This window comes from Amorphus suaedae, assembly GCF_053629675.1.
Genome location: NZ_JBRJIT010000001.1, coordinates 1,885,320 through 1,907,977 on the forward strand (window position 1 = coordinate 1,885,320; position 22,658 = coordinate 1,907,977).

Annotated in this window: 10 protein-coding genes and 2 pseudogenes; 7 read left to right on the top strand and 5 right to left on the bottom strand. The window is 62.8% G+C overall.

What is annotated here, in order from left to right; genetic code table 11:
• The first annotated feature begins 23 nt into the window (after positions 1-23).
• The 4 genes from AB7M35_RS08570 to AB7M35_RS08585 are packed head-to-tail and all read left to right on the top strand — an operon-like array spanning position 24 to position 8,632.
• Positions 24-1,898, top strand: a complete 1,875-nt coding sequence (locus AB7M35_RS08570) for a UvrD-helicase domain-containing protein (RefSeq protein ID WP_453958874.1) — start codon at positions 24-26, stop codon at positions 1,896-1,898.
• Positions 1,899-1,903: 5 nt separating this feature from the next.
• On the top strand, positions 1,904-5,098 hold the full coding sequence (locus tag AB7M35_RS08575) for a helicase-related protein (protein ID WP_453958875.1): 3,195 nt from the start codon (positions 1,904-1,906) through the stop codon (positions 5,096-5,098).
• Positions 5,088-6,947, top strand: coding sequence for a DrmB family protein (drmB, locus tag AB7M35_RS08580; protein WP_453958877.1), 1,860 nt, complete (start codon positions 5,088-5,090; stop codon positions 6,945-6,947). Before AB7M35_RS08575 ends, drmB begins: the two co-directional genes overlap by 11 nt.
• Positions 6,947-8,632, top strand: a complete 1,686-nt coding sequence (locus tag AB7M35_RS08585; protein WP_453958879.1) for an NERD domain-containing protein — start codon at positions 6,947-6,949, stop codon at positions 8,630-8,632. Before drmB ends, AB7M35_RS08585 begins: the two co-directional genes overlap by 1 nt.
• Positions 8,633-8,643: 11 nt before the next feature.
• Here AB7M35_RS08585 and AB7M35_RS08590 read toward each other — a convergent pair whose 3' ends face one another.
• On the bottom strand, positions 8,644-10,176 hold the full coding sequence (locus AB7M35_RS08590; RefSeq protein ID WP_453958881.1) for a DNA cytosine methyltransferase: 1,533 nt from the start codon (positions 10,174-10,176) through the stop codon (positions 8,644-8,646).
• Between the two features lie 106 nt (positions 10,177-10,282).
• On the opposite strand from AB7M35_RS08590, the pseudogene AB7M35_RS08595 reads away from it, so the two are divergent.
• Positions 10,283-10,537: pseudogene (locus AB7M35_RS08595) on the top strand (very short patch repair endonuclease); the annotation flags it as partial.
• Between the two features lie 87 nt (positions 10,538-10,624).
• On the top strand, positions 10,625-10,753 hold the full coding sequence (locus AB7M35_RS08600; protein WP_453960732.1) for a hypothetical protein: 129 nt from the start codon (positions 10,625-10,627) through the stop codon (positions 10,751-10,753).
• 27 nt (positions 10,754-10,780) lie between these two features.
• Here the strand turns inward: AB7M35_RS08600 and AB7M35_RS08605 are convergent, their stop codons facing one another.
• Positions 10,781-11,944 (bottom strand): tyrosine-type recombinase/integrase, encoded by a 1,164-nt coding sequence (locus AB7M35_RS08605; protein ID WP_453958883.1) that lies wholly within the window; start codon positions 11,942-11,944, stop codon positions 10,781-10,783.
• Between the two features lie 630 nt (positions 11,945-12,574).
• On the opposite strand from AB7M35_RS08605, the pseudogene AB7M35_RS08610 reads away from it, so the two are divergent.
• Positions 12,575-12,781: pseudogene (locus tag AB7M35_RS08610) on the top strand (transposase); the annotation flags it as partial.
• Positions 12,782-12,985: 204 nt separating this feature from the next.
• Here the strand turns inward: AB7M35_RS08610 and AB7M35_RS08615 are convergent.
• The 3 genes from AB7M35_RS08615 to AB7M35_RS08625 form a co-directional block, all read right to left on the bottom strand.
• On the bottom strand, positions 12,986-14,182 hold the full coding sequence (locus AB7M35_RS08615) for a TIGR03032 family protein (protein ID WP_453958885.1): 1,197 nt from the start codon (positions 14,180-14,182) through the stop codon (positions 12,986-12,988).
• A gap of 177 nt (positions 14,183-14,359) precedes the next feature.
• A complete protein-coding gene (locus AB7M35_RS08620) occupies positions 14,360-21,412 on the bottom strand; it encodes an autotransporter outer membrane beta-barrel domain-containing protein (RefSeq protein WP_453958887.1) in 7,053 nt (2,350 codons plus the stop codon).
• A gap of 493 nt (positions 21,413-21,905) precedes the next feature.
• Positions 21,906-22,613 (bottom strand): response regulator transcription factor, encoded by a 708-nt coding sequence (locus AB7M35_RS08625; protein ID WP_453958889.1) that lies wholly within the window; start codon positions 22,611-22,613, stop codon positions 21,906-21,908.
• Between the last annotated feature and the right edge of the window lie 45 nt (positions 22,614-22,658).

The window sequence follows — 22,658 nt, forward strand, 5'->3', positions numbered from 1 at the left end:
CACCCCACTAGAATAAGGCTACAATGGATCATCCAGTCTGCCACAATCCTTTTATGACTATGGATGCGCAGCAGGAATATGTTGTCACCTGCGAAAGTCTAAAAAGAATAATCGTGGATGCAGGTCCCGGAACAGGCAAGACGGCTGTCGCTTGCGCGCGCCTCGCTCACCTGATCAGTGAGGCGGATGTCGAGCCTAGCAATACGTGGATGATCAGCTTTACCCGGACCGCAGTAGCAGAAATTCGCGCGCGGCTGCATTCCTACGTCGGCGATGCCTCCCTCGCGATCAGGATAGCGACGATCGACTCTCACGCATGGTCCATCCACTCCGGGCACGACCCGAATGCGATGCTGACCGGGTCCTATGAGGAGAACATCGCCAGGGTCATCGATCTCCTGAAGTCTGATGACGATGTGGCCGATGAACTGTCACAGGTCGAGCATGTTGTCATCGACGAGGCACAAGACCTCGTAGGGCAGCGAGCAGACCTGATCGAGGAGCTGGTGAAGAGGTTGCCGTCTGATTGCGGCGTCACAGTCTTCGCTGACGAGGCGCAAGCCATCTATGGGTTTTCGGACGACAGCCTTGGACATCGCAAGGGCGGCGCTGCCAAGCCAGGGAAAGCGCTTCTCGAAAGGCTGCGCGCGCAAAGATCTCTGGGCTTCGAAACGCTGATCCTGAAGGAGATTTATCGCACTTCGTCACCGGGACTGCAAAAGATCTTCTCCGATCTGCGGAAGGATGTCCTCGACAAGAAAAGGCATCGCGACGGCTTTCACGCCGAGACGGCGGAAAGAATCCGGGAGCTTGCAGACAGGAAGGGCTTGAAGTGGACCCAGATGAAGGTCGCCGACTTTACAAGAGACGATCTTCTGCTCTTCAGAACCCGCGGCGAAGTGCTGATGGCGGCGCAGTTCTGTGACCTCCCTCATCGGCTACGCCTGTCAGGATACGGAGCGACGCTCCCGGCGTGGCTTGCAATCTGCTTCTCGGATTTCGTCGAGCCTTACCTGGCCGAGCGGCATTTTCTCGATCTCTGGGCTACGCGGATCGAAAACAAGGCTGCGCCGCACTATGGGCCGGCCGAAGCATGGCAGCACCTCTTGCGCGTTGCAGGGCGCAGAGATGGATCGGTCGACATGCAGAAGCTCAGAAGGCGTCTGGGCCAGGCCCGTCCTCCGCTGGAACTGACCCTTCCCGAGTATGGCCTCCAGGGACCGATCGTTGGAACGATCCACGCCAGCAAGGGGCGTGAGGCCATCAACGTTGTGTTGCTGCTTCCGAACGGCGCAGAATTCGAGACGGTCGAGGACGAGGCAGAGGAAGCAAGGGTCCTTTTCGTCGGGGCCACGCGCGCGCGCACGTCCCTCATCGTCGGCGAGAGCAACGCTTTTCGAGCGTCAACGCTCGCATCGGGCCGGGTTCATCGGTCCGCGAGGAACGGCAAGTCCACGATGGTTGAAGTCGGTCGCGACGGCGACATTACCGCTCGCGGCCTTGTCGGCCGCAGCGAGTTCAGTGCAGCCGATGCGGCAACCGGTCAGACCTTCCTCGCAAAGGCCGCGGATGTCGTCACCACATACAAGCTGGAAGCGGATCCCGACCTCGATTGGCGCTACAGTATCCGGGTCGGCGACGAAGGTCCCTGTGTCGGCGTCATGTCTCGCAATCTGACATTCGACTTGTGGGAGATACTCGAGAGCAAGAAGCAGAGGTACAGTCACAAGCCGCCAGGCTACGTGAACCATGTCCGGGGTCAGGGCAGCGCGACGATCGTGCTGGGTCCCGACGACAGCGACATCGAGACGCTCAACGAGCCTTGGGCCTCTTCCGGTTTCGTCCTCGCGCCGAGAATCGCGGCCTTCCCTCCATTCTTTTTCTTCCGTCGGAGATAGCTCTCATGCAGGACAGATCAGAGGACAGAGACATCGTTGCCCTCAGGCTTGCCGAGGACCTTGTCGGCCCCCGGGCCGAAGACGAGGAGCTCGCAGCCCGGCCTTCCGATGTCTACCTGACCGGCATCCTGTGGCCTCAGCGCACTGCCATGTCGGGGGAGGATGACGAACGCCTCGGCACCGCAGGAGCGGGCGCCGCGGAAGAGAGTAATGGCGAGAGTGATGCGGTCCGAACCGGATCGGTTCAAAAGCCTTCCGTCGCTGGCGCATCCTTCAGCGCAAAGGCGGATGGTATCGCGCAGGTACGCGTCGTCTGCAGCTTCGGGACCTATCGGGCCGAGAAACGCGACGATGGCTATGTATGGGTTCGGCAACCTCACGGGGTCCAAATTCCGGCCCTCGAGTTGTCGCCGGGTCCGACGCGCGAGATCCGGCTTGCCGAACACGGCGAAGGGCTTCCCGACGTTTCCCTCAGCGTCAGATGCATCAAGGCTGCGGATACCGTCTTGGTAACCCTCGCTCTGGTCAATTCGGTGGTTCCGGAGCAGGATCGAAACGAGATCGAGGCGGCATCTCTCTTTCAGACCTCGCTCCGCATCGAGCCCTGCGAGGGTACTCTGCTGGTCCCGAAACCTCCAAGGCGTGCAGCTCCGGCAAAACCGACGACTGACGGCGAAACGGGCATGGTCACCGACGAGGAAAGCGGAGCGCTTCTCTACAGGAACGTGGCGGAATTTGCCGTCGGCCACGTCTGTTCGGCCGAGTGGGAAGAGGCAGAGGCTTCGGCAGGCTCACACCCCCACGCTCGATGGGTTGCGACGACATGGCTGCCCTCGGCCATTGTCGAGGGTGTGGATCCCAATGGTCATTCGTATTTCGCCGAACTGGGAAAGGAGCGCGGGACCTTCGACCCCCTTCTGGCCGAGGCGCTGGCCTCCGCCGATCCAACAGCCCTTCAGAACGGACTTATCACCTTCTGCAGCGCCTATGCACGGTGGATCGAGACGCAGCGGAAACGGCTGGAAGATGCCGGGGATATCGCCCCCAAACTGAAGCATGTTGCCGAGGCGCATCTCATTCAGTGCGACAAGGCGCTGAGCCGCATGCGAGCCTCGGTTGATGAACTCGGCGCCAATCCGCGGCTGCGGAGAGCCTTCCAGCTGGCAAACTTCGCCATGCACCTGCAGCACTCGTGGGACAAGTCGAAGAGCCGTCATGGCCCCCTTCGCTGGCGCCCGTTCCAGCTGGGCTTTCTGCTTCTGAGCGCTCCGTCGTCGATGATCCGGGATCATGAGCACCGAGGAGTCATGGACCTGCTCTGGTTCCCGACGGGTGGCGGCAAGACCGAGGCGTATCTGGCGCTGATCGCGTGCATCGCAGTCTACCGTCGCCTCTCCGACCGTGCAGACGACCACAGCGGCGTTTGCGCCCTTATGCGCTACACGCTTCGTCTTCTTACAACCCAGCAGTTTGCGCGTTCCGCCGCGATGATCGTGGCCCTTGAGGCCATCCGCTCCGGTCGGGTAGCGGCTCCCGAGGGACTGCCACTTCAGGGCGAGGAGCCTTTCTCGATCGGCCTGTGGGTTGGTGGTGATGCTACCCCCAACAAGCGAACCGCCGCGTACGCTTCCATCGTTCAGCGTTCGCAGGAGGTGGCTTCGCCAAAGCAACTCGCACGTTGTCCTGCCTGCGAGTCGAAGCTGAACTGGTCGATAGCAAGCCCGACATCGCCCGTGGAGGTATCGTGCGAGAACCCCGAATGCGCGATGTACGGGCTGCTCCCGGTTCATACCGTAGACGAGGATGTCTACGACAATCGCCCGACGCTGATCATTGGAACGACAGACAAGTTCGCGCAGGTGGTCCGTGAAAAGCGAACCAACAGCCTGTTCGCCATCTCGGTAGGGTCACCTCCGGACCTCATCATCCAGGATGAGCTGCATCTCATTTCGGGTCCGCTCGGGACAATTGCGGGCGTCTATGAGGCAGCATTCGATCTGATGTTCGCTGCGCGCGGACATCGCGCCAAGGTCATCGGCTCGACGGCTACGATCCGCAGGGCGCCGGAACAGGTCCTGGCCCTCTTCGATCGCGAGGCGTTCCAGTTTCCGCCGCCGGCCATCGACCATGACAACTCAGGGTTCGCCGTGCGCGACCGCCGCCCCAGCGCCAAAGGACGGCGATACCTCGGGGTCACAACAGCGGGCCGATCCGCAAAGTTCACCCTTCAGGCGGTGGCCGGCTCCTTGCTGCAGACCGCCTTCGGAGCATTCGGCGATGATGTCCGTCGGGACGCCTATTGGACACTTGTCGGCTACTTCAACTCCCTTCGGGAACTCGGCGGCGCCCTTGTCCTGATGCAGGATGACGTCACCGATAGTATTGCGCTCTACGCGAACGCTCGGTCGGAAGAGAAGCGTCCTCTCAGCAATGTGGAAGAACTCACCTCTCGCCGGACGCAGGAGGAGATCCGCGAGATGCTCGACCTTCTTGATATCAAGGTTGGTGCTCCCGGCGCGGTCGATGCAGTGCTGGCGACGAACATGGTGAGTGTTGGCGTAGACATCTCCCGGCTGGGTCTGATGCTGGTCAACGGGCAGCCAAAGACTATCGCCGAGTATATTCAGTCGACAAGCCGCGTGGGGCGCGGTGACGTGAGCGGCCTTGTCGTGACAGTCCTCAACAACGCCAAGGCAAGGGACCGTTCGCATTTCGAGACGTTCTGCAGCTGGCACCGTACCTTGTACAGGGATGTGGAAGCGACCAGCGTCACCCCCTTCGCATCACGTGCTCGCGACAGGGCGCTGCATGCCGCGCTTGTGGCGGTGGTACGCCATCTGGTTCCTGACATGCTCGGCTCCCCTCGGATGGAAGACGAGGCGGAAGACGAGGCGATGGATCTCATCGACCTCATTGTCGAGCGGGCGAAACGGATCGATCCAGAGGAGACGGCCGTGCGAGATGAGCTCGAACGCCGTCTCGATATATGGCGAGCGAGATCGCCGACGGTCTACTGGAGCGACTACAAGGGGGGGAAATCCCTTCTTCAGAGTGCCGAGCGCGCTGCCGCCCGTCGGGCTGCCGGCCGCGATGCCGGCGCCGCCTGGCCCACCCTCAACTCCATGCGGACCGTCGAGGCCGGAACGCCGTTCAGGATGGCCCCAGTACTGAGGGCAAAGGACGATACGCATGAAGAATGAATTGCAGGAGCTGCGGCGTAGCGCCGTCGTTTCCACATTTGGTCCCGGTTCCGTCGTGGATTTCAGAGCAGGTGGAGGTGCCGTCTCTGGCATCGCCGCCGGGCTCGAGGAATGGGATCGCTCCTTCCCCCCGGCGGGACTGGCACACCCGCAGGTCATCCGCGAGACGCGCCTCCAGAAGAAGCTCGGCGTCAAGGGATTCAGAACGCCTCCTGTGACCTTGGAGCGGGGAAAGGACGACGATCCGGATGCTCGGCGTCTTGTCGCCGTGCGCTTTCCGAAATGGCTGCAATGCCCCAGCTGCGATGTCATCAAGCCGGAGCGCCGATGGAAGAACGACCCGGGAAAGGCCTACCGCTACTGCCCGACATGCACCGAAAAAGCGCATGGCGACAGCAAGGTCTTCGTCATTCCTGTCCGCTTCGTCATGGCATGCAAGCATGGACATGTTGACGAGTTTCCGTGGGACTGGTGGGTCGGACACAAGCCGGAATGCTCGGTCGCGAAGCGGGAAAACACGGATCGCCATCCGGGGCTTATCCTGCGGTCCGAGAGGCCGGGCCTCGCCGGTCTGATCCTCAGCTGTCCGAAGTGCGGCGCACGCCGATCGATGGATGGCGTGTTCTCCAAGAAGACGTGGGAACGCGGCCCCAAATGTCGCGGCCATCGACCATGGCTGGCCGATGGCGATGAGAGCTGCGGCAAGGAGCAGTACGCCGTTCAGCGAGGTGCCTCGAACCTCTATTTCGCAGTAACGGAGTCCGCGCTGAGCATTCCGCCGTGGTCGGACCGCCTTCAGGAAGTGTTGGGCGACTGGTGGAGTTCCCTGACGAACCTCGACGACCTGTCGAAGCTCGAAGAATACATCGGCTTCCTTGCGAAGGGCGATCTTGAGAGCGTTCTCAAGGACCTCGAAATGTCGCCCGCCGAACTGGCGGAGGCAATCCGCGCCCGTCTCACGTCCTACGGACAGCTGCGGACCGATGATCTGAGACCTGCAGAGTATCGACAGTTCGTCACGGAACCCGGCCGAAGTCGAACGCCCGACATCGACTTCGAGACACGCCGGGAGGCCGTCGCCTCGGAGATTGCTTCATGGATTTCCCGGGTGGTGAGGGCTGTCCGCCTCAGGGAGATCCGAGCCATCAAGGGCTTCACCCGCATAAACCCACCCGGCGATCCCGACTCGCCAGAGGTGGCGCGTCTCTCCAAGGAGCCGCTCGAATGGCTGCCAGCCGTCGAGGTCCGCGGCGAAGGCATCTTTCTCGCCCTGAGCGAGGAACGCCTGTCGAGCTGGGAAACCCGGCCAGAGGTCGTGGCGCGCGTTTCCGAGTGCGAGGCGCGGCACCAGGCGGATCGGAAGGAACGGTACGGAGAAGACGCAAAGCCACCCCAAGCGATCACCCCACGCTACATGCTCTGCCACACTCTCGCGCACGCTCTCATGCGTCAGCTTACGCTGGAATGTGGCTACTCCTCAGCGTCACTACAGGAAAGGATCTATGCCGGGACTGGCGAAGAGAAGATGGCCGGACTCCTCATTTATACCGCGACCCCCGACTCGGATGGAACGCTCGGAGGACTCGAGCGGCAGGGGAAGGCGGGGCGAATTGCGGGCATCCTGCAACGTGCAATCGATGCGATCGAGTGGTGCTCCTCGGACCCGCTCTGCATCACCGACATGATGGGAGCGGAGAAAAGTTACTCCCATTCGGTCTGCCACGCCTGCTGCCTCGCTCCAGAGACATCGTGTGAAGCGTTCAACAGCTTCCTTGACCGTGGACTTCTGACCGGCGACGGGACGGGCTCTGGTCTCGGCTACTTCGAAGACATGCTTCGGAGAAGTTGATGGCAGTACTCTGGCCAAGAAAGCTTCCTCGTTCGATTCTGGATGATCCAAGGCGAAAGGCAGAGGTTCGCGTGTACGATCGCCTTGCCGAAGTGCTCGACGACAGCTTCCATGTCTTCTACTCGAGCCCCTGGCTGGGCACCGACAGGCTGGGAAACGAGAAGGACGGCGAATGCGATTTCCTGATCGCACACCCTGAACACGGCATTCTCGCAATCGAGGTCAAGGGCGGCAGGGAAATCTCATTCGACCCGAGCGACGGCCAGTGGCGCAGCACGGATCACGGCGGGTTCGTCCACAAGATCAAGGATCCAGTGGCGCAAGCGCGCAGCGCAAAACATGAAATCCTGAAACGGCTCAGCGATTCACCGAGGTGGCCTAGCCGCTTCATTCATGCCGCTCACGGTGTGATTTTCCCGAGCGCCGGGTCGGTTCCCGGCAATCTCGGTGCGGATCGTCCGGCCCGGATTTTCTGCTGTTCAAGGCAATTTCGCGAGGGGCTGGGCGAATGGGTTGCCAAGCGGCTGAAGGCTGGTCAGCGCCCTGACAACTGCGAACCGCTGGGTCGTGACGGGATTGCTGCCCTGGAACGACTTCTGGCGCATCCGTTTACGCTCAGCTTCCGGATTGGCGCCGCGCTGGCGGAAGCCGATACGGAGTTTCGCGTCCTTGAGCCATCCCAGTACCAGATCCTCGACATCATTGCCGATATCCCGCGGGCGCTTGTCCGGGGTGGTGCAGGTACGGGCAAGACTGTCCTAGCGATCGAGGAAGCGCTCAGGTCCGCAGCTGCCGGACGGAAGACACTCCTGACCTGTCACAGCCGTCCACTGGCAAGCAACCTGGAACGAAAGCTGAGAAATACCGACAACCTCACGGTCGCCGGATTTCACGTCCTGTGCGGACAGATCTCGCGGAAGGCAGGTGTCTCGACGCCAGCCGGAATCAGTGAAAGGGAACTCTACGAAAGTGCGCTGCCGAACGCGCTCTATCGTGCAATGGAGTTTCAGCCTGCACTCCGATGGGATACCGTCATTGTCGACGAAGGTCAGGATTTCCGTGACGACTGGTGGATCGCACTGGATGCCTGCCTTCTGCCCGGTGGGCGCGTCCGCGTATTTATGGACAGCAATCAACGGGTCTACGAGAGCGCTGGAGATGGCGTTCGCGATCTGAGCGTGGTTCCGATTCGCCTTTCCCGAAACCTTCGCAACACCAAGAACATCCACAATGCCGCATCGGTCCACTATTCGGGACAGGACACCATCGCGGACGGGCCTGATGGCCTTGAAGTGTCTTGGGTCACCGCAGAGAATCCGGACGCTAAGATTGAAGCGGCATTCCGGGAACTTCGAAGGCTCGTCTTCAACGAAGAAGTAGCCCCCGGTGACATAGCTGTGCTCGTCAACGGTCCTGCCGCCCGGGCGAGCTTCCTTGAGAGAAGCCGCGGGACCAGCATTCCGCTCACCGACGCCGAAACCATGACGCTCGAAGACGTGGTCGTGGACACCGTGCGTCGCTTCAAGGGCCTGGAACGCGCCGCAATAGTCCTGATTGTCAGCGGCGACGAAATGGAGCGACGCGAACTTGCCTATGTCGCTTTCTCGAGGGCGCGGGCATATCTGTGCGTCGTGTCATCGCCAACGGAGGCGAAGTGGTTGTCGGAGGGATTGTCGGATGCTTGAGCATTCTGCCCTCAAGCCAGCGCGCTGAGGATCAGCCTTGCAATCTGTCGCGCGAGGAACGGCGGCACGGCGTTACCGACCTGGACGTACTGCTGGGTCCGATTGCCCATGAACAGGTAGTCGTCGGGGAATGTCTGAAGACGCGCAGCTTCACGTACCGTCAGGCTGCGGCACTGCAGAGGATCGGGATGGATGAAGTAATGACCGTCCTTTGAGATGTGGCTCGTGACCGTGGTTGAGGGCTGATCGGCCAGCTGGACCCGGAACCGGTCATTGAACACCCCGCTGTGCCAGTTGCGATGATCCGGGCTCAGTGCGAGTGGAAAGTCGGCGGCCTTCGGGCTGTAACCCCGGACGGCCCCGAACACAGCTGCGAAAAGGTAACGACCAAGATCCGACGCCATATGTTCTCGCGTCTCGTGCTGGGCAATTGCGCGAAGGTCCGGACGCTCGAGCCAGTTCAGCAGTTCATCGTTCGCCCCCCCGTAGCCCTCGGCAAGTTGTGTGTCCTTCCGACTGCGCGGGGCTTCCTTCGCCATGCGCCTTGCAAAGGAAGAGAATGCCCTGCGGAGCGGTTCGCTATCCTTCTCGTGGTGAATGCGCGCCAACCGGCTTGCTGCATCGACAATCTCCTGCCGCCAGTCTGCCGCGCTGTCTGCCCCTCGACTGAGGCCACTGCGCAAGGACGGCATCGCTCCAATCACGTCACTAACTGTCCGCGTCCGCTCGGAGACGGCCAAGCTGGCGCCCGCAGCCTTGGCAGCCAGATCGGACCTGATTCCGACGATGATTACCCGGTGACGCCGCTGCGGAACGCCGAACTCTTCGGCACGCACGACGAAGTCCGAAGGTCGCATCGCCTCCCGCAGGCTCATCTTCCCCTCTTCGATCCGAATGGCACGGAGTTCGTATTGATGACCATGGCCATTGCAGAGGGAGGTGAGGTCCTCCATCAGCATCTCGAACACGAGCCGGCTCTCGACCGTCGAGGACAACATGCCCTTGACGTTCTCCATAACGAAGGCTGCCGGCCTGAGCCTGTCGAGCACCCTGATGTACTCGCGGAACAGGTAGTGCCGTTCATCTTCCTCAGGCACATACCCGACCTTGCCCCTCGAGCGGGCTCGACCCACCAGGGAGTAGGCCTGACACGGCGGGCCGCCGATCAGGATCGTGTCGTCGTACCCCGACTTCAGTTTCTCGATGGCGGCATCGATCGCCGTTGCTGCGACCTCGGTGCCAAGTTCGAGACCGCGGGCCTCCTCTACGGCTAACCGCCAGGCAGACGCGTCGACTTCCGCCCAGTCCGATTCAGCAGTTTCCCCCGCATGGAATTCGATGAACTGCTTCGGCAAGCTGCCATGACGCGACCGGTACTCGCGAAGAAATGCGCGCCGCATCAGGGTTCGGTGCGCCGATGCCTCCTTCTCAACCGAGATGCCGATCCGGAACGGCGCGTGGCCGTCCTCGACAAGGGATGCAAACCCCTCGCCAAGTCCGCCGGGGCCGGCGAACAGATCGACGATGCCAAAAATCGAAGGCAAATCAGGCTCCTGACGAACTTCATTCAACCGGTTTATACTAGGTCCAGGGACGAAAACCAGGACGCATGTGACTGATATCGTGGATCAGCAGACCCGCTCCCGAATGATGTCGGGGATCAGGGGAAAGGACACGAAGCCCGAGCTAGCGCTGAGGCGGGCGTTGCACGCGCGCGGTTTCCGATATCGGCTTCATTCAAGAGAGATTCTGGGGCGACCCGACTTGGTCCTTCCAAGGTACCAAGCCACAGTCTTTGTACACGGCTGCTTTTGGCATCGCCATGAAGGGTGTCGCTACACCACCAACCCCTCGACTCGGCCAGAATTCTGGCGGGCGAAATTCGAAGCAAACGTTGCGCGTGATTCTGCCATCCATGCTTCGCTGCTCGAAAGCGGTTGGCGTGTAGCGACCATTTGGGAGTGCTCTCTGAGGAATACAGAGAAAGTTCAAATGGTCACCGACCGACTTGCCGCCTGGCTGGTGGGAAATGGATCTCAAATAACCTTCGGCGAGATTGAATTACTTGAGAACAAAAAAGCCGCGCAAAGGCCGGAAAGAAAAAATAATACTCCTGATTAGCTCACGCAGATCAACCTCGGCCCGAATTCAGCGGCCATGAAACAAATATAATTGCCAACTATCAAGCAATTTTCGGCGAGAATAGAGTAGATCACCTCGCTGATATGCTCGCTCCACTGCGCTTGCAATATTGTGAGCAAGGCAGAGTTCGGCGACCTCTCGCGGCGCCTCCGCCTCTTCGGCCGCCCAGTCCCGAAACGATGATCGAAAGCCGTGCACAGTGCACTTGGCCTGTAGCCGATCCAGAACTTTGGAGAGGGCCATATTCGACAATGGCCGGTTTGGTCTCTGGCCGGGGAATATAAACTCACCCGACTTCAGCGATTTCATTTCACCGAGAAGCTCGATAGCACGGAGCGAAAGCGGAACGCGGTGGAGTTGGCCAGCTTTCATTCGGTGTGGAGGCACAGACCATATGGCCTGCTCAAAATCGACTTCAGTCCATCGAGCTTCAATGACTTCGCTCGTTCTCGAGGCTGTCAGGATCAGGAACTCCAATGCGCGGCCCGAGGAGCTTTCAGTCCGCCGGAGCTTGTCCACGAAGGCAGGCAATTGCTTATAAGGCATGGCCTGGTGATGGCCTCGGGTTAGCTTCTGCCGTTTCGGCAGCAAGGTCTCGAGATGACCTCGCCATCGGGCCGGATTCTCGCCGTCCCTCAACCCCTTGGCTTTTGCAGAATCCAGCACGCGCTCGATTCTTCCCCGTAGCCGGCTAGCGGTTTCAGCCTTTGTGGTCCAAATCGGCTGCAGTGTTGCCAGTATGTGGTCGGTCCCGATGCTGTCGACAGGGAGGTCACGCATGGGAGCTGTGTATTCGGTCAGCGTCATGCGCCATTGGGCGACATGCTTGGCGTTGCGAAACTGGGCCGACATTTGACTGACAAACTCGTCAGCGAATTGACCGAAGGTGGGGACCAGTGCCGCGCGCGCTCGGAAGTCCTTCGGATCTCGCCCTTCGGCGAGCAGTTCCCTGTACTCCTTCGCCTTCTCTCTAGCCCGCGACAGCGAGACCGACTTAAAGGAGCCGAGCCCCAGCTCGTGCCCCCTACCTCTGAATGTGTACTTGAAGGTCCACCGCCTCCCACCGTTGGACGAGATCTGCAGGTACAGATTTCCGCCGTCCGCATAGCGTCCTGGAGCGGTCAGAGAGGCCGCCTTTCGAGCGCTAAGGCGATTGAGTGACCGAGCCATCCTGCCCTACTTTCTGCCCTACTGGATACACCGGATTGCGACGAACATACCCGAACAGGGGCGGGCAGAGAACACTCTTATCTCGCTGAAAATTCGTCCATTTATCGGACATAGCGGGACGAGGATGGACGGGGACGGACAGTTGAATGGCGGACTCCCTCTCCGCCATAAATTCCGCCAACCCAGCGGAGTTTAATAAGCAAAATTGCCGTCCGACCGGCTTACCCACCAAAATACCCGCCGGCGATATGGCGGCCTCGGCGCCTGCCTGACAAACGCGGCGCGTGCGCGACTTGGGTGCCATAGTTGCTAAAGCGGCGGGTTTCTAACGCCATTGGGCTCGCTACACCCCATCCCCCGCCCTACCCCCGAAACACCCTGCAAAGGCCATATCAGCCGCAGATAGAAAGCGCGCTGCGTCTGGGGTTTTGACCGAATCGTCAAATGAGATGAGGTCTCAACAGAGACGTCCTTTCACTGCAGCAACAGTGACCGCTGGTGGCCGGAATCGGACTGGCGGCTCTCCAGCCTAGAAGTCCGTAAAGGGCGCCCCTCCCTGGGGTCAGGACCCATAAGGGCGATTCTGTTGGAGCGGGTTTGTGATTCACGGTCTCCGAAGGGAGATCACCGATGGATCGCGATTGCTTCTGGCTCACTGAAGACCAGTTTGATCGGCGTCAGCCGTTGCTTCCGACCGATACGCGCGGCAAGACGCGGGTCGATGATCGCCGGGTGAGCAGCGGCATCGTGCATGTGTTGACGTCGCGCTGGTTTGATGCGCCATCAGCCGATGGACCTCGCAAGACCGTCTACAATCGCTTTGCCCTATGGGCCGCCAACTGCCCTGCCGCGGTCTGCATCGCCACAGCCGTCTGCCACTGGTTATGTGCCCCCACCCTGGCACGCAGCAGGCCAACCGAGACGACTACCGAGCGCCATACGGCAACGCGACCGGCGAAGGCGGCGGACGCCGGTTTGGTCCGCTCGCAGGCCCTCCGATGTGCGGCGTCCCGGGACACAGGGCGGGCCCGGCCAACCAATTCAGGTCGTTGTGGGATTCCAGCCGCGCTCCGACAGCGGGCGGTCGGGGGCCTCGATGGTGATGAAGCTGGCGAGATCCGGCCCGAAGGTGGGCAGCGCCATCGGGCAGCGCACGCCCGGCAGCACCCGCACGTCGAACAGCTCGCGGATGCCGCCCTCCAGCCGCAGCCACTCGACGATGTCGCCGTTGCGCGTGTTGACGATCTGGATGCCGCACCAGGCCTCGCCGCCGCGCTTCTCCAGCTCCTCCTGCAGCGGCAGGCCGGAGAACACGCCCTCGTGGCGGGCGAGCGACAGGCCGACCACGGCGTGGCCGGCGTGGAAGGACAGCCCGCGCTGGAAGCCCGGGCAGAAGGCGACGCGCTCGCGGGCGCCGTTCTCCAGATCGATGCGGGTGAGATAGCCGTTGCCGGAATCGAGCATCCACAGCGCGCCCTCGTGGAGGCGCGGCGAATGGGGCATCGACAGCCCCTCGGCGACGATCTCGTCGGTCTCCACGTCCACCACGACGCCGCCGTCGCGGCGATGGTTGCGCCAGCCGTCGACGATGTCGGTGGTCGACACCGAGGTCACGTAGCGGGGCACGCCGTTCTCCATGGCGAGCCCGTTGAGGTGGCAGCGGTCCTCCGGCGCGAGCTTGGAGATGTAGGGCGGCCGCCAGACCGGCTTGAAGGAGTGCACGACGCTGTCGGTGGCCAGGCACGAATACTTGGTGTTGACGAACAGCAGCCGGCCGGCGGTGTCGATGCCGAGCTCGTGGACGTCGAGGTCGGACACGGTCTGGCCGCGGCGGGGCACGTAGAGCCGGTCGAAGTGTTCGTTGGCCCGCTCGTTCGGCCCCAGCACGTTCTCGAAGCGCCAGATCTGGGCGAGGCCTGCCAGCAGCAGCCGTTGGCTGTCGCCGATCAGCCCCATGGCGCGGACGAAGTTGCGCTGGTGCAGGGAGAGCGCGCCGTCCGGCTGCACGCCGACCAGGAACAGCTGGCCCGTCTGGTAGGACGTGAAGGCCAGCGAACAGCCGTGCATCGCCAGCCACTGCGGGAAGCCGCGCGAACAGGTGACCTGGGTCTGCAAGGCCTCCGGCGGCTGGGCCGGCTGCGCGCCGGGCGCGTCGGCCGGCGGCGGGGCTGTCGCGTCGGCCCGATCTGCCGCTGGTGCGGCGTCTGGCTCGTCCTGGGTCTTGTCCAAATCACTCATCACGAACTCGGATTCTGAAGCTGGCCCTCCTCGGCCGCGCGCTGGTGCGGCTGGACCGACGAGGCAGGGAAGAATGGGGCGAAACCGGACACAGCTCCGCGGCGAATTGCAGGTCCGCAGGACACGTCGAACAGCCGACGCCCCCCAGGATGCCGGCTTTTCGAACCGGAGGACCGACTAGAACCGGTAGCCGAAGCGCAGCGAGCCGCCGTGGGACTGGAAGTTGTCGGCAAAGCTGCCCTCGTACTGCACCTTCAGCTGCAGCCCGTGAACCTCCTGCAGATCGACACCCGCTGTCACGTGACCGACCGTGTCGTTGACCGCCGTCTTGGTGAGGAAGCCGTCCATCTCCGAGATGCCGGCGAACCGCGAGCTCACCTCGAAGGAATCCTCGGACAGGAAGGAGACGGCCGCGCCGGCGAAGAGCCTGGCCGGCAGATCCGGACTGACGTTCACGCGGGTGCCGATCTCAACCCCCGGCGTGACGGAAAACACCGTATTCGTGCTGTCGTCGATGATCAGGCTGAGGCCATCCAGGCCGCGTTCCCGGTAGCCCGGCTGATGCGCGGTGACCACGTCGAGGTCGACCATCGGGCGCATGTAGAAATGGTCGTTGAAGATCATCTCGTAGCTGGCACGCGCGCGGCCGAAGAACACCGAGGAGTTCGGCTCCGCCGTGCCGACGCCCGACAGACTGCCGAGCGTCATGTAGCGCGTTGATTCCCCCCAGTTGTAGGAGGCGCCGCCGGCGACGGCGAAGAGCCACTGGCCGACCTCCTTCTTCAGCGCCGCGGCACCGGTCATCGACTGGTTTTCCAGCTTCTGGGTGCCGGAGTCGTTCTTGTACCAGCTGTCCTCGTAGGAGAGGCTTCCTCCGAGGAACCAGCCGTCCCCCAGCGCCTTCTGGCCGCCGGCGGCGAAGCCGGTGGTCTGCTCCTTGTAGCCTTTGAATCCATCGTGGGCGCTATGCTCCGACCGCATGCCCAGGAACCGGCCCCAGGTGCACTCGCCTTCCTGCAGGAGCAGGCCGTCGGTCGTGAAAGCCGGGCAGGACAGGACCGAGCTCGCTGCCGCAAGTGCCCCCTGCGGCGCATCGGCCAGGGTGGCGAGCGAGGTCTCCGAGGACAGGGCGAACAGCATGTCGTCGAAGGTCTGCGGTGTGGCCTCGTGCAGGGCGCCGAAGGCTTTGGCAAGCGAAAGTCCGTCGGGCCCGTAGCTGATGTGCTGGGCCGTGCCGGCCTGGAGGCGGTCCCAGGCATCCTGAAGACCGCGGCTGACCTCTGCCGAGTTCGGCGACAGCCCCGATACGCCGGTGTTGGCGAAGTTGGCGCTCGCGACCTGGAACCCCGTCCATCCGTTCGCGGACGTCGTCGGGTCGGTGAAGGTGAAGACCATGCTCGGCAGGATGGAGAGGTCCGCACTGTTGCTGCCCTGCACGTTGAGGAACTCCGTGCGGGTGTTCGGCAGCAGCGCCTCGGGCGAGAGGGCCACGCCCCAGGTGCCGGACAGGTTGCCACGGACGTTCAGCTTGTCGCCCCCGCCATATTCCATGTCGAGATCGAGATCGTCGATCAGGCCGCCCCGGCTTCCGCTGGCATCGCGCCAGACTTTTTTCTCGATCCCGTCATAGTAGGAGAACTGGGAGAAGGCCTTGGCGAGCCGCTTCTCGACGACGTCGTAGACGCTGCCGCGATCGGAGGTACCGACGCCGACCAGATCACCGGTCACGTCGGTGGTCATGAAGGTGTTCGTGCCGCCGATGTTCATGGTGCCGGCGTTCAGAAGGGTACCGACACCGGCAATGCCGCCGGTCACGAAGGTGCCTGTGCCCTGGTTGGCGAACAGGGAGTTGACTGGAGCGCTCGTATAGATCGAAACGGATCCTCCGGACTGAGCCGTACCGGTCGAGTACACCGAGGATACACCTCCGGCGGACGTGATCACATTGCCTATGATCGTTCCGTAGTTGCTGAAGCTGGCTCCGTACCCGGCGTCAAAGGCAGCATATATGGCACCGCCGGTCAGCGACGTTGTCGTCGAGCCCGACACAGTGCCGCCCGAGTAGACGGTAACATTGACCATTGCATCCTGGTTCTGTGCCCAGATTGCCCAGGCGTTGTCGGCCTTCGTGACGACTGACCCTTCGACGGTCACAGTGATCGTCGAATCAGTGTTCTTGCCGTTCTGGTGCAGCGAGCCGGCATAGGTCTTGCCGTTCTTCTCGAAGATGCCGCCCGCCCCTCCCACGGACTGGGCGAAGATGCCATGCGCGTAGGAGCCGCTGGTGGTGATCGACGCACCCGAATAGATATTGACCTCTACGGCCTGCGAGCCTCTCTCCGTGCCCGATCCGTATGAGCTGCGCGCCGATGAACTGTTCACATAATAAACGTTGATCTTGGCATTGAGGTCGGCGGCGACACCACCGCCGCCGCCGATCGACTGGGCCAGGATGCCGATGCCACCGTCACCCGTGGTGACGATCGACGATCCCTGATCGAGATCGACCGTCACACTGTTGCCCATGCCCGGCGTCTGGCCCGATTGGAACGAAACCGACGAGAACGCGGCTTCCGACGCGGTGACGAACCCTCCGCCGCCGCCGATCGACTGCGCCACGATGCCGACCGCGCGTTCTCCGGCCGTGGTCACCGCCCCCTGGTGGGTGATGCTGACCTGGTAGCCATTGAGTGCGTTGGCATTCCCCCCCTGTGTCGATGTCGTGCCGAGCTTGACGGAGATGATGTCGGAAAGCGTGTCGTCATTCACCTTGCTTGCGGTGCCGAGCGCGACCATGCCGAGGCCGCCGCCACCGCCGATCGACTGAGCGATGATACCGTGCGCGGCCTCGCCCTGGGTCGAGATTTGGCTTTCCTGGAACGTGGTCACTTTCACCGTGCCACCCTGACCGCCGCCGCCATTTCCGCCCCCGCCCAGGCCCAGGTTGACCTTGTCGACGGCCAGACCGGAGGACACGCCGACGCCGCCGCCACCGCCGATCGACTGGGCCACGATGCCGTGGGAGGAAAAGCCGCTGGTGGCGACCGAAGTTGCGAACACGGTGACCGAGCCTCCCTGGCCGCCGCTCCCGCCGGAACCGCCGAGGGTCAGGGTCGCGCTGGACGTCTTGTCGTTGGATTTCTTGCTCGTCTTGTCGTCGGAAGCGTCGCTGCCGGAGGAGACCGCCGCTGCACCGCCACCGCCACCGACCGACTGGGCGACGATGCCCGAGGACGCCGTGCCGGTGGTCACGATCGTCCCCGTTCCGAAATAGACACCTTTTTGACCAGATGCCCACATGCCGACAACGATATTGCCGCCATCGCCGCCCGAACCGCCGGCCGCCCCGAGGGTCAGGCCGAGGTTGACTTCGTGCTCCTTTTTGAGGCCGGCGTGGTTCGCAGCCGCACCAGCTGCCTGCTCGCCCTCGTTTTCCCCGGTTGCATCGCCGGCGTCGTCATCGGAGTTTTCTTTTTCCTCGTATTTGATCGAGAGAGACGACTTGCCGGACCCGGCCGCGCCACCACCGCCACCGATCGACTGGACCAGCATCCCGTCGGCCCAGTCGCCGTGGGTCGTGATGGTCCCCTGGTTCCAGGCGTAAATGTTGCCGCCGTTTCCGCCCGCGGTCCCTTTTGCGCCGGTGCCGAGGTTGAGGCCGATCGTCCAGTCGGCATCGCCTGCCCCGCCGCCGCCGGCCGAGTTGCCGCCGCCGCCGCCGATCGATTGAGCGAACATGCCGCGCGAGACGTGCCCGTATGTCGTGATCGACGCGTTCGAATACTTTTGTCCGATGTTGATCGTGCCGCCGTCGCCGCCCCCGCCTCCGGTGTTGCCAAGGCTCACATTGGCCTGAGCGGACTGAATCCCGCTCGCGTCCTTGGTCGAGCCGGAGCCCGTGCCGGCATTGCCGCCGCCGCCGCCGATCGACTGCGCCAGGATGCCGTCCGAGTAGCGGCCCTGGGTAACGATCTTGCCGCCGTTGAAGATGGATATGTCGCCGCCGTCGCCACCTCCCCCGCCGCTGCCACCGAGCCCGACATTGATGTTCAGTGAAAAGTTGATCGGATCCGCGTCGTCGTCGCCGGCATCTTCGGCATCTTTAGCTTCGTCGGCGTCCTTTGCTTCGTCGGCGTCCTTGGCATCTTCCGCGTCGTCGCCGCCTTCGCCATGGGCCTTCTTGAGGTCATTGAGGACCCCGGTCATCGTCTTTGCGGCGGAGCTGGCGGTGGCATCGCCTCCGTTGCCGCCACCGCCGCCGATGGACTGCACCACGATCGCGCCGGAGCCGTCCTGCGCTGTCGAGATCGAGCTCCCGTAGTAGAGCGCTGCGTAGACGTTGCCACCGTCACCGCCGGTCCCCCCGGAGCCGCCGTGGGCGATCGAAACGGTGAGAGAAACGGTCTCCGTGACGTCCTCGTCAATCGGCACGCCTTCGGCAATCGCCTTCGTGGTTGCCTGACCACCGCTGCCGCCGCCGCCGCCGATCGACTGCAGGACCAGCCCCTGGGAATCGAGGCCAGCCGTCGTCACGCTGCCGTGGAGCGACGCTTCGACCTCACCGCCGTCGCCGCCGCCGCCGCCGGAGGCGCCATGGGCAATGGAGACACCGATGCCGAGCCCGAAGCCCTTCGACTTGGCATTGCCGCCGATGCCTCCGCCGCCGCCGATCGACTGAATCAGGACGCCCGTGCCGTGATCGCCCCCGGTCGAGGTGTCCGCAGATAGAGCCACCTTGGCCTTGCCGCCGTCACCGCCGCCGCCGGATTTGCCGCCGGTGGCGCTTGAGAAGAACAGACCCCAGTCGGTCGCCTGACCGCCGGCGCCGCCGCCGCCGCCGATCGACTGGGCGACCACGCCCATGGCGTAGTCGCCGCTCACGGAGATCGCGCCATCCTGCTGATCAACGAAGACATAGCCGCCGCCACCGCCGGAACCGCCGTTCCCGCCCACCGTGTGGAACAGGCCCTTCCTGTTGCGGCCAACGCCGCCGCCGCCGCCAATCGATTGCGCGACGATACCGTGGGCTTCGGAGCCATAGGTGGTCAGGCTGGCGTTGTTGTAAACTTTGACCGTGCCGCCATTGCTGCCTGCGTCGCCGTCGCTGTTGCTGTTCGGGCTGGGGCCGATCGAGCCGACGGCGCCCGGTCCGGTGTTGGTCCCGCCGCCGCCGCCGAGCGACTGCGCCAGGATTGCGATACCGCCGCCCAGTGTCGGCAAGTCGAAATTGTTCGACACCGGCGCACCGTTGATGGAGCTGTAACCACCAAAGGTGGTGATGTCGCCGGTGTTGGTAACGGTGACGGCATAGCCATGCGAACCGCCACTTTGACCGCCAAGGCTCTGGTAGGTCCCGGTTGGCGGAGAGCTCGTCTGCAGAACGGCAACGGAACCGTAGGTCGTCGTTTCGAGCCCGCCGGTCGAGCGCATCGTGCCGCCGCCGCCACCGATCGACTGGGCCAGGATGCCATGGGAATCGGCCCCGTATACCTTGATCACGCCGCTGTTGGTCACACTGACGGCGCCGCTGGTCGACCCATAGGTGCTGGTGTCGCCCAGGCTGACCGGGTTGGTCCCTTTGTTATATGCCGACCCCGCATCGGCCGCTGCGGCGATCGACTGGGCGACGATACCGGCGGAATGGTACCCTTGGGTGGTGATGGCAAAGTCGTTGTTGATCGTCACATTGCCCGCGGACGCACCTTTACCCTGGGACCCTTTGCTGTAGCTTGTTCCGCCACCGCCTAGAGACTGGCCGACGATAGCCGGCGAATAGGAATTCCTGGCGCTGACCGTGCCGCCGCCACTGACGGTGATCGTGACGTCGCCACCTGCCGCACCCGCTGCCCCCCCCAGCGAGGCACCGCCCTGGCTGATCGCCAATATCCCGGCGGAATAGCCTCCACTTGTCTCGACGCTGGTCGTCTTCGTTCCATAGATATGGACTGCGACGTCGCCAGCCCCGCCGCCCAGGCCGATTCGCGGGAGACCGTCGCCGCCGCGCGACAGCGCGAGGATCGCCGCACCGGTAGTGCGCATCAGTTGGATCGACTGATACTTTGTGCCGAGTCTGATCTCACCGGCCGAGTTGGTGCTGATAGTGCCGGCCATGGGATTGGAATTGGTGTGGAGCGTCTGGCTGTAGACGGAGCCGACCCGTACCGTCACGTTGCCTGAAGAGCCCCCGGTACCGCCGGCGACTTGGTCTCCGAAGCTGTTGAGATTGTAGGGGGTGTTGCCGCCATAGGATATCGCGGCGATCGCTGGACCCCGACTGGTCGATGTCACCGAATCATAGACGTTTACCGCAACGACTCCGCCGTTTCCGCCGTTGATATTGTCGTCTTTGCTGGAATAGGTGGCCGGGCCGCCGATCGAGAACGCGGCAATGCCGAAATCGCTTCCGGTGACGGAACCGAACGACGTAACGCCAACGTATCCAGCCGAACCGCTGGATGAACGCGCATAGCCCGCTTTGGGCGCGTGCTTGTTGGTGCCTCCCATCGAGAGCGCGAAGATCGCGCCTCCCGCGCGGCTCGACACGTCCCCGCTATTGACGATCACCACGTTGCCGCCGCCGCCGGCGCCGGTCAGCTCGTTGTCGTCGGTGCCGCTCCAGTTGAGGGCGCCGAGCGAGACGGCGCCCAGTGCATTGTACTGCGTCGGAGCAATGCGCAGATTGCTCGGATCCAACCCTGCCCCCTGCGCCTGGCCCTTCAGAAGCTGAGTACCAGCGGAGCCGTTGACGCTTATGTCTGCATTGTTCGTGATCGAAATGCTTGGCGAGTCCCAACCCCAGTTGGAGTGCGGGTAGTAGGTACGGCCACGATACAGGTCGGTGCCTTTGTTGCCGGGCTCCTTCAGCACCATGTACGGCCCGGCATAGCCGTATTGCGGCGACGTCAGGGTGCCGGCCGAAATCGTGCATTCAATCGTCTGCTGTGAAGAACCCGGATTTCTATCGTTAAAATCGCTGCCCTTCGAAAACCCCGAGGCGGTCTCGGTCTGCAGACTTTGGGGTCCACACGACACCGACTGGGCATAGGCGCGTGAATACATAGGGATGGGCATGCCGGCGAAGGTGCCGGCGAGCGCCGTGGACTGGAACAGAAGCGACGAGGCGACGCGCTTCAGGCGGTGCTTGCGAATCCGGTTTCTTGTCGGGCTGGAGCCATCGTTGGCGTTTTCGGAGACGGACGCGTCCTGCTTGCTACCGTGTGATGCGCTCATTTTACCCCAACCCGAATCTAGTAAACCGCGACCAGGCGGAACCGTCGCCTGTGACTGACCACCATGAAGCAACCCATGCTTGCGCAAGGCTAGCCTATAGATCGGCAATGGTCATGAATAAAAGGCGCTTTATGGAGCTTAATGAGAGAACTTTGATATTTCTCGGGGGAAAATTACATGATTCTCGCGCTCTGGATGCTGATCCTTCTGTAGGAAATACAGTTTCTGTACTTTTTGTAAGATTTCTTTCTTTTCTTGCGCGAGAAAGACAGATCGTCACGAGTGTTGACGGCTCTGGCCACGCACGAATGAGTCTCCCGCCCAAGACGATCAGGCGGACCCGGGACCGCGACGGGGAACGGGGCTGGCAAAGCGGCCTTGTCGCGTTGGGCGGCACGCAGCGGCGGACCGGCTGGCCGCTCGGCGCAGCCCACAGACCGCCGCACGCCTGCCGACCGCGCGGTGCGCCTCCGCCTTCCCGCTTCTGACGTGATCAGAGACTTCCCGTGCGGCGCTTGTCGGACGCGACGAAGCGCCCGGAGGCAGCGAACCCACTGCCCTGCACCGTATCGATGGGAAGAGACAGGCCGGTTCGCTGCCGGACCTTGCTGCGCAGCCGGGAGACCAATGTATCGAGCTTGGCTCGCCCGTTGTCCTGAGCGCCGCCTCCAAGCGCCCCGAGAACATCATCGCGAGACGCTGCCCCTTCAGGGGCATTCGCCATATGCGCCATGAAAAGCGTCTCGCGTCGTGTCAGTCCGACCCATTTGCCGTTCGGCGCGGTCAGCGACATGTCGTCGGAATTGTAGATCCAGACCGGATCGACCTGTCCTGTACGGGCCGCCCGCTTCGCACCCAGGCTCTCGATGGCGGCAGAAAGCTCCTCCGGATCGATGGGCTTGGTCATGTAGATGTCGACGCCGGACCGGTAGCCCCGCACCCGGTCCTCCAGCGCGTTGCGCGCGGACGCAACGATGATCGCCACGTCGGTCGCTCTGGCGAGATACTCGACGACGCTGAAGCCGTCATAGTGCGGCAGGTTGATGTCGACGACAGCAGCGTCGAACGACCTTGTCGCCAACAGTTGGTAGAGTTCGACGGCACTGCCGACGCCCGTCGCGGAATGGCCCATCACTTCGAGACAATCGCTCAGACTGCGACGCAGCTCGCTGTCATCTTCGACCAGAACGATCTCTGCCATCGGGAAAATGCACCCTTCATGCATGATATTTCTTCGGCGGGCTGC

Bases quoted from the DNA above. Each gene is read 5' to 3' on its own strand.
- AB7M35_RS08585 (WP_453958879.1), top strand. From the start codon at position 6,947: ATGGCAGTACTCTGGCCAAGAAAGCTTCCTCGTTCGATTCTGGATGAT.
- AB7M35_RS08605 (WP_453958883.1), bottom strand. From the start codon at position 11,944: ATGGCTCGGTCACTCAATCGCCTTAGCGCTCGAAAGGCGGCCTCTCTG.
- AB7M35_RS08570 (WP_453958874.1), top strand. From the start codon at position 24: ATGGATCATCCAGTCTGCCACAATCCTTTTATGACTATGGATGCGCAG.
- AB7M35_RS08615 (WP_453958885.1), bottom strand. From the start codon at position 14,182: ATGAGTGATTTGGACAAGACCCAGGACGAGCCAGACGCCGCACCAGCG.
- AB7M35_RS08575 (WP_453958875.1), top strand. From the start codon at position 1,904: ATGCAGGACAGATCAGAGGACAGAGACATCGTTGCCCTCAGGCTTGCC.
- drmB (WP_453958877.1), top strand. From the start codon at position 5,088: ATGAAGAATGAATTGCAGGAGCTGCGGCGTAGCGCCGTCGTTTCCACA.
- AB7M35_RS08600 (WP_453960732.1), top strand. From the start codon at position 10,625: ATGGTCACCGACCGACTTGCCGCCTGGCTGGTGGGAAATGGATCTCAA.
- AB7M35_RS08620 (WP_453958887.1), bottom strand. From the start codon at position 21,412: ATGAGCGCATCACACGGTAGCAAGCAGGACGCGTCCGTCTCCGAAAAC.
- AB7M35_RS08625 (WP_453958889.1), bottom strand. From the start codon at position 22,613: ATGGCAGAGATCGTTCTGGTCGAAGATGACAGCGAGCTGCGTCGCAGT.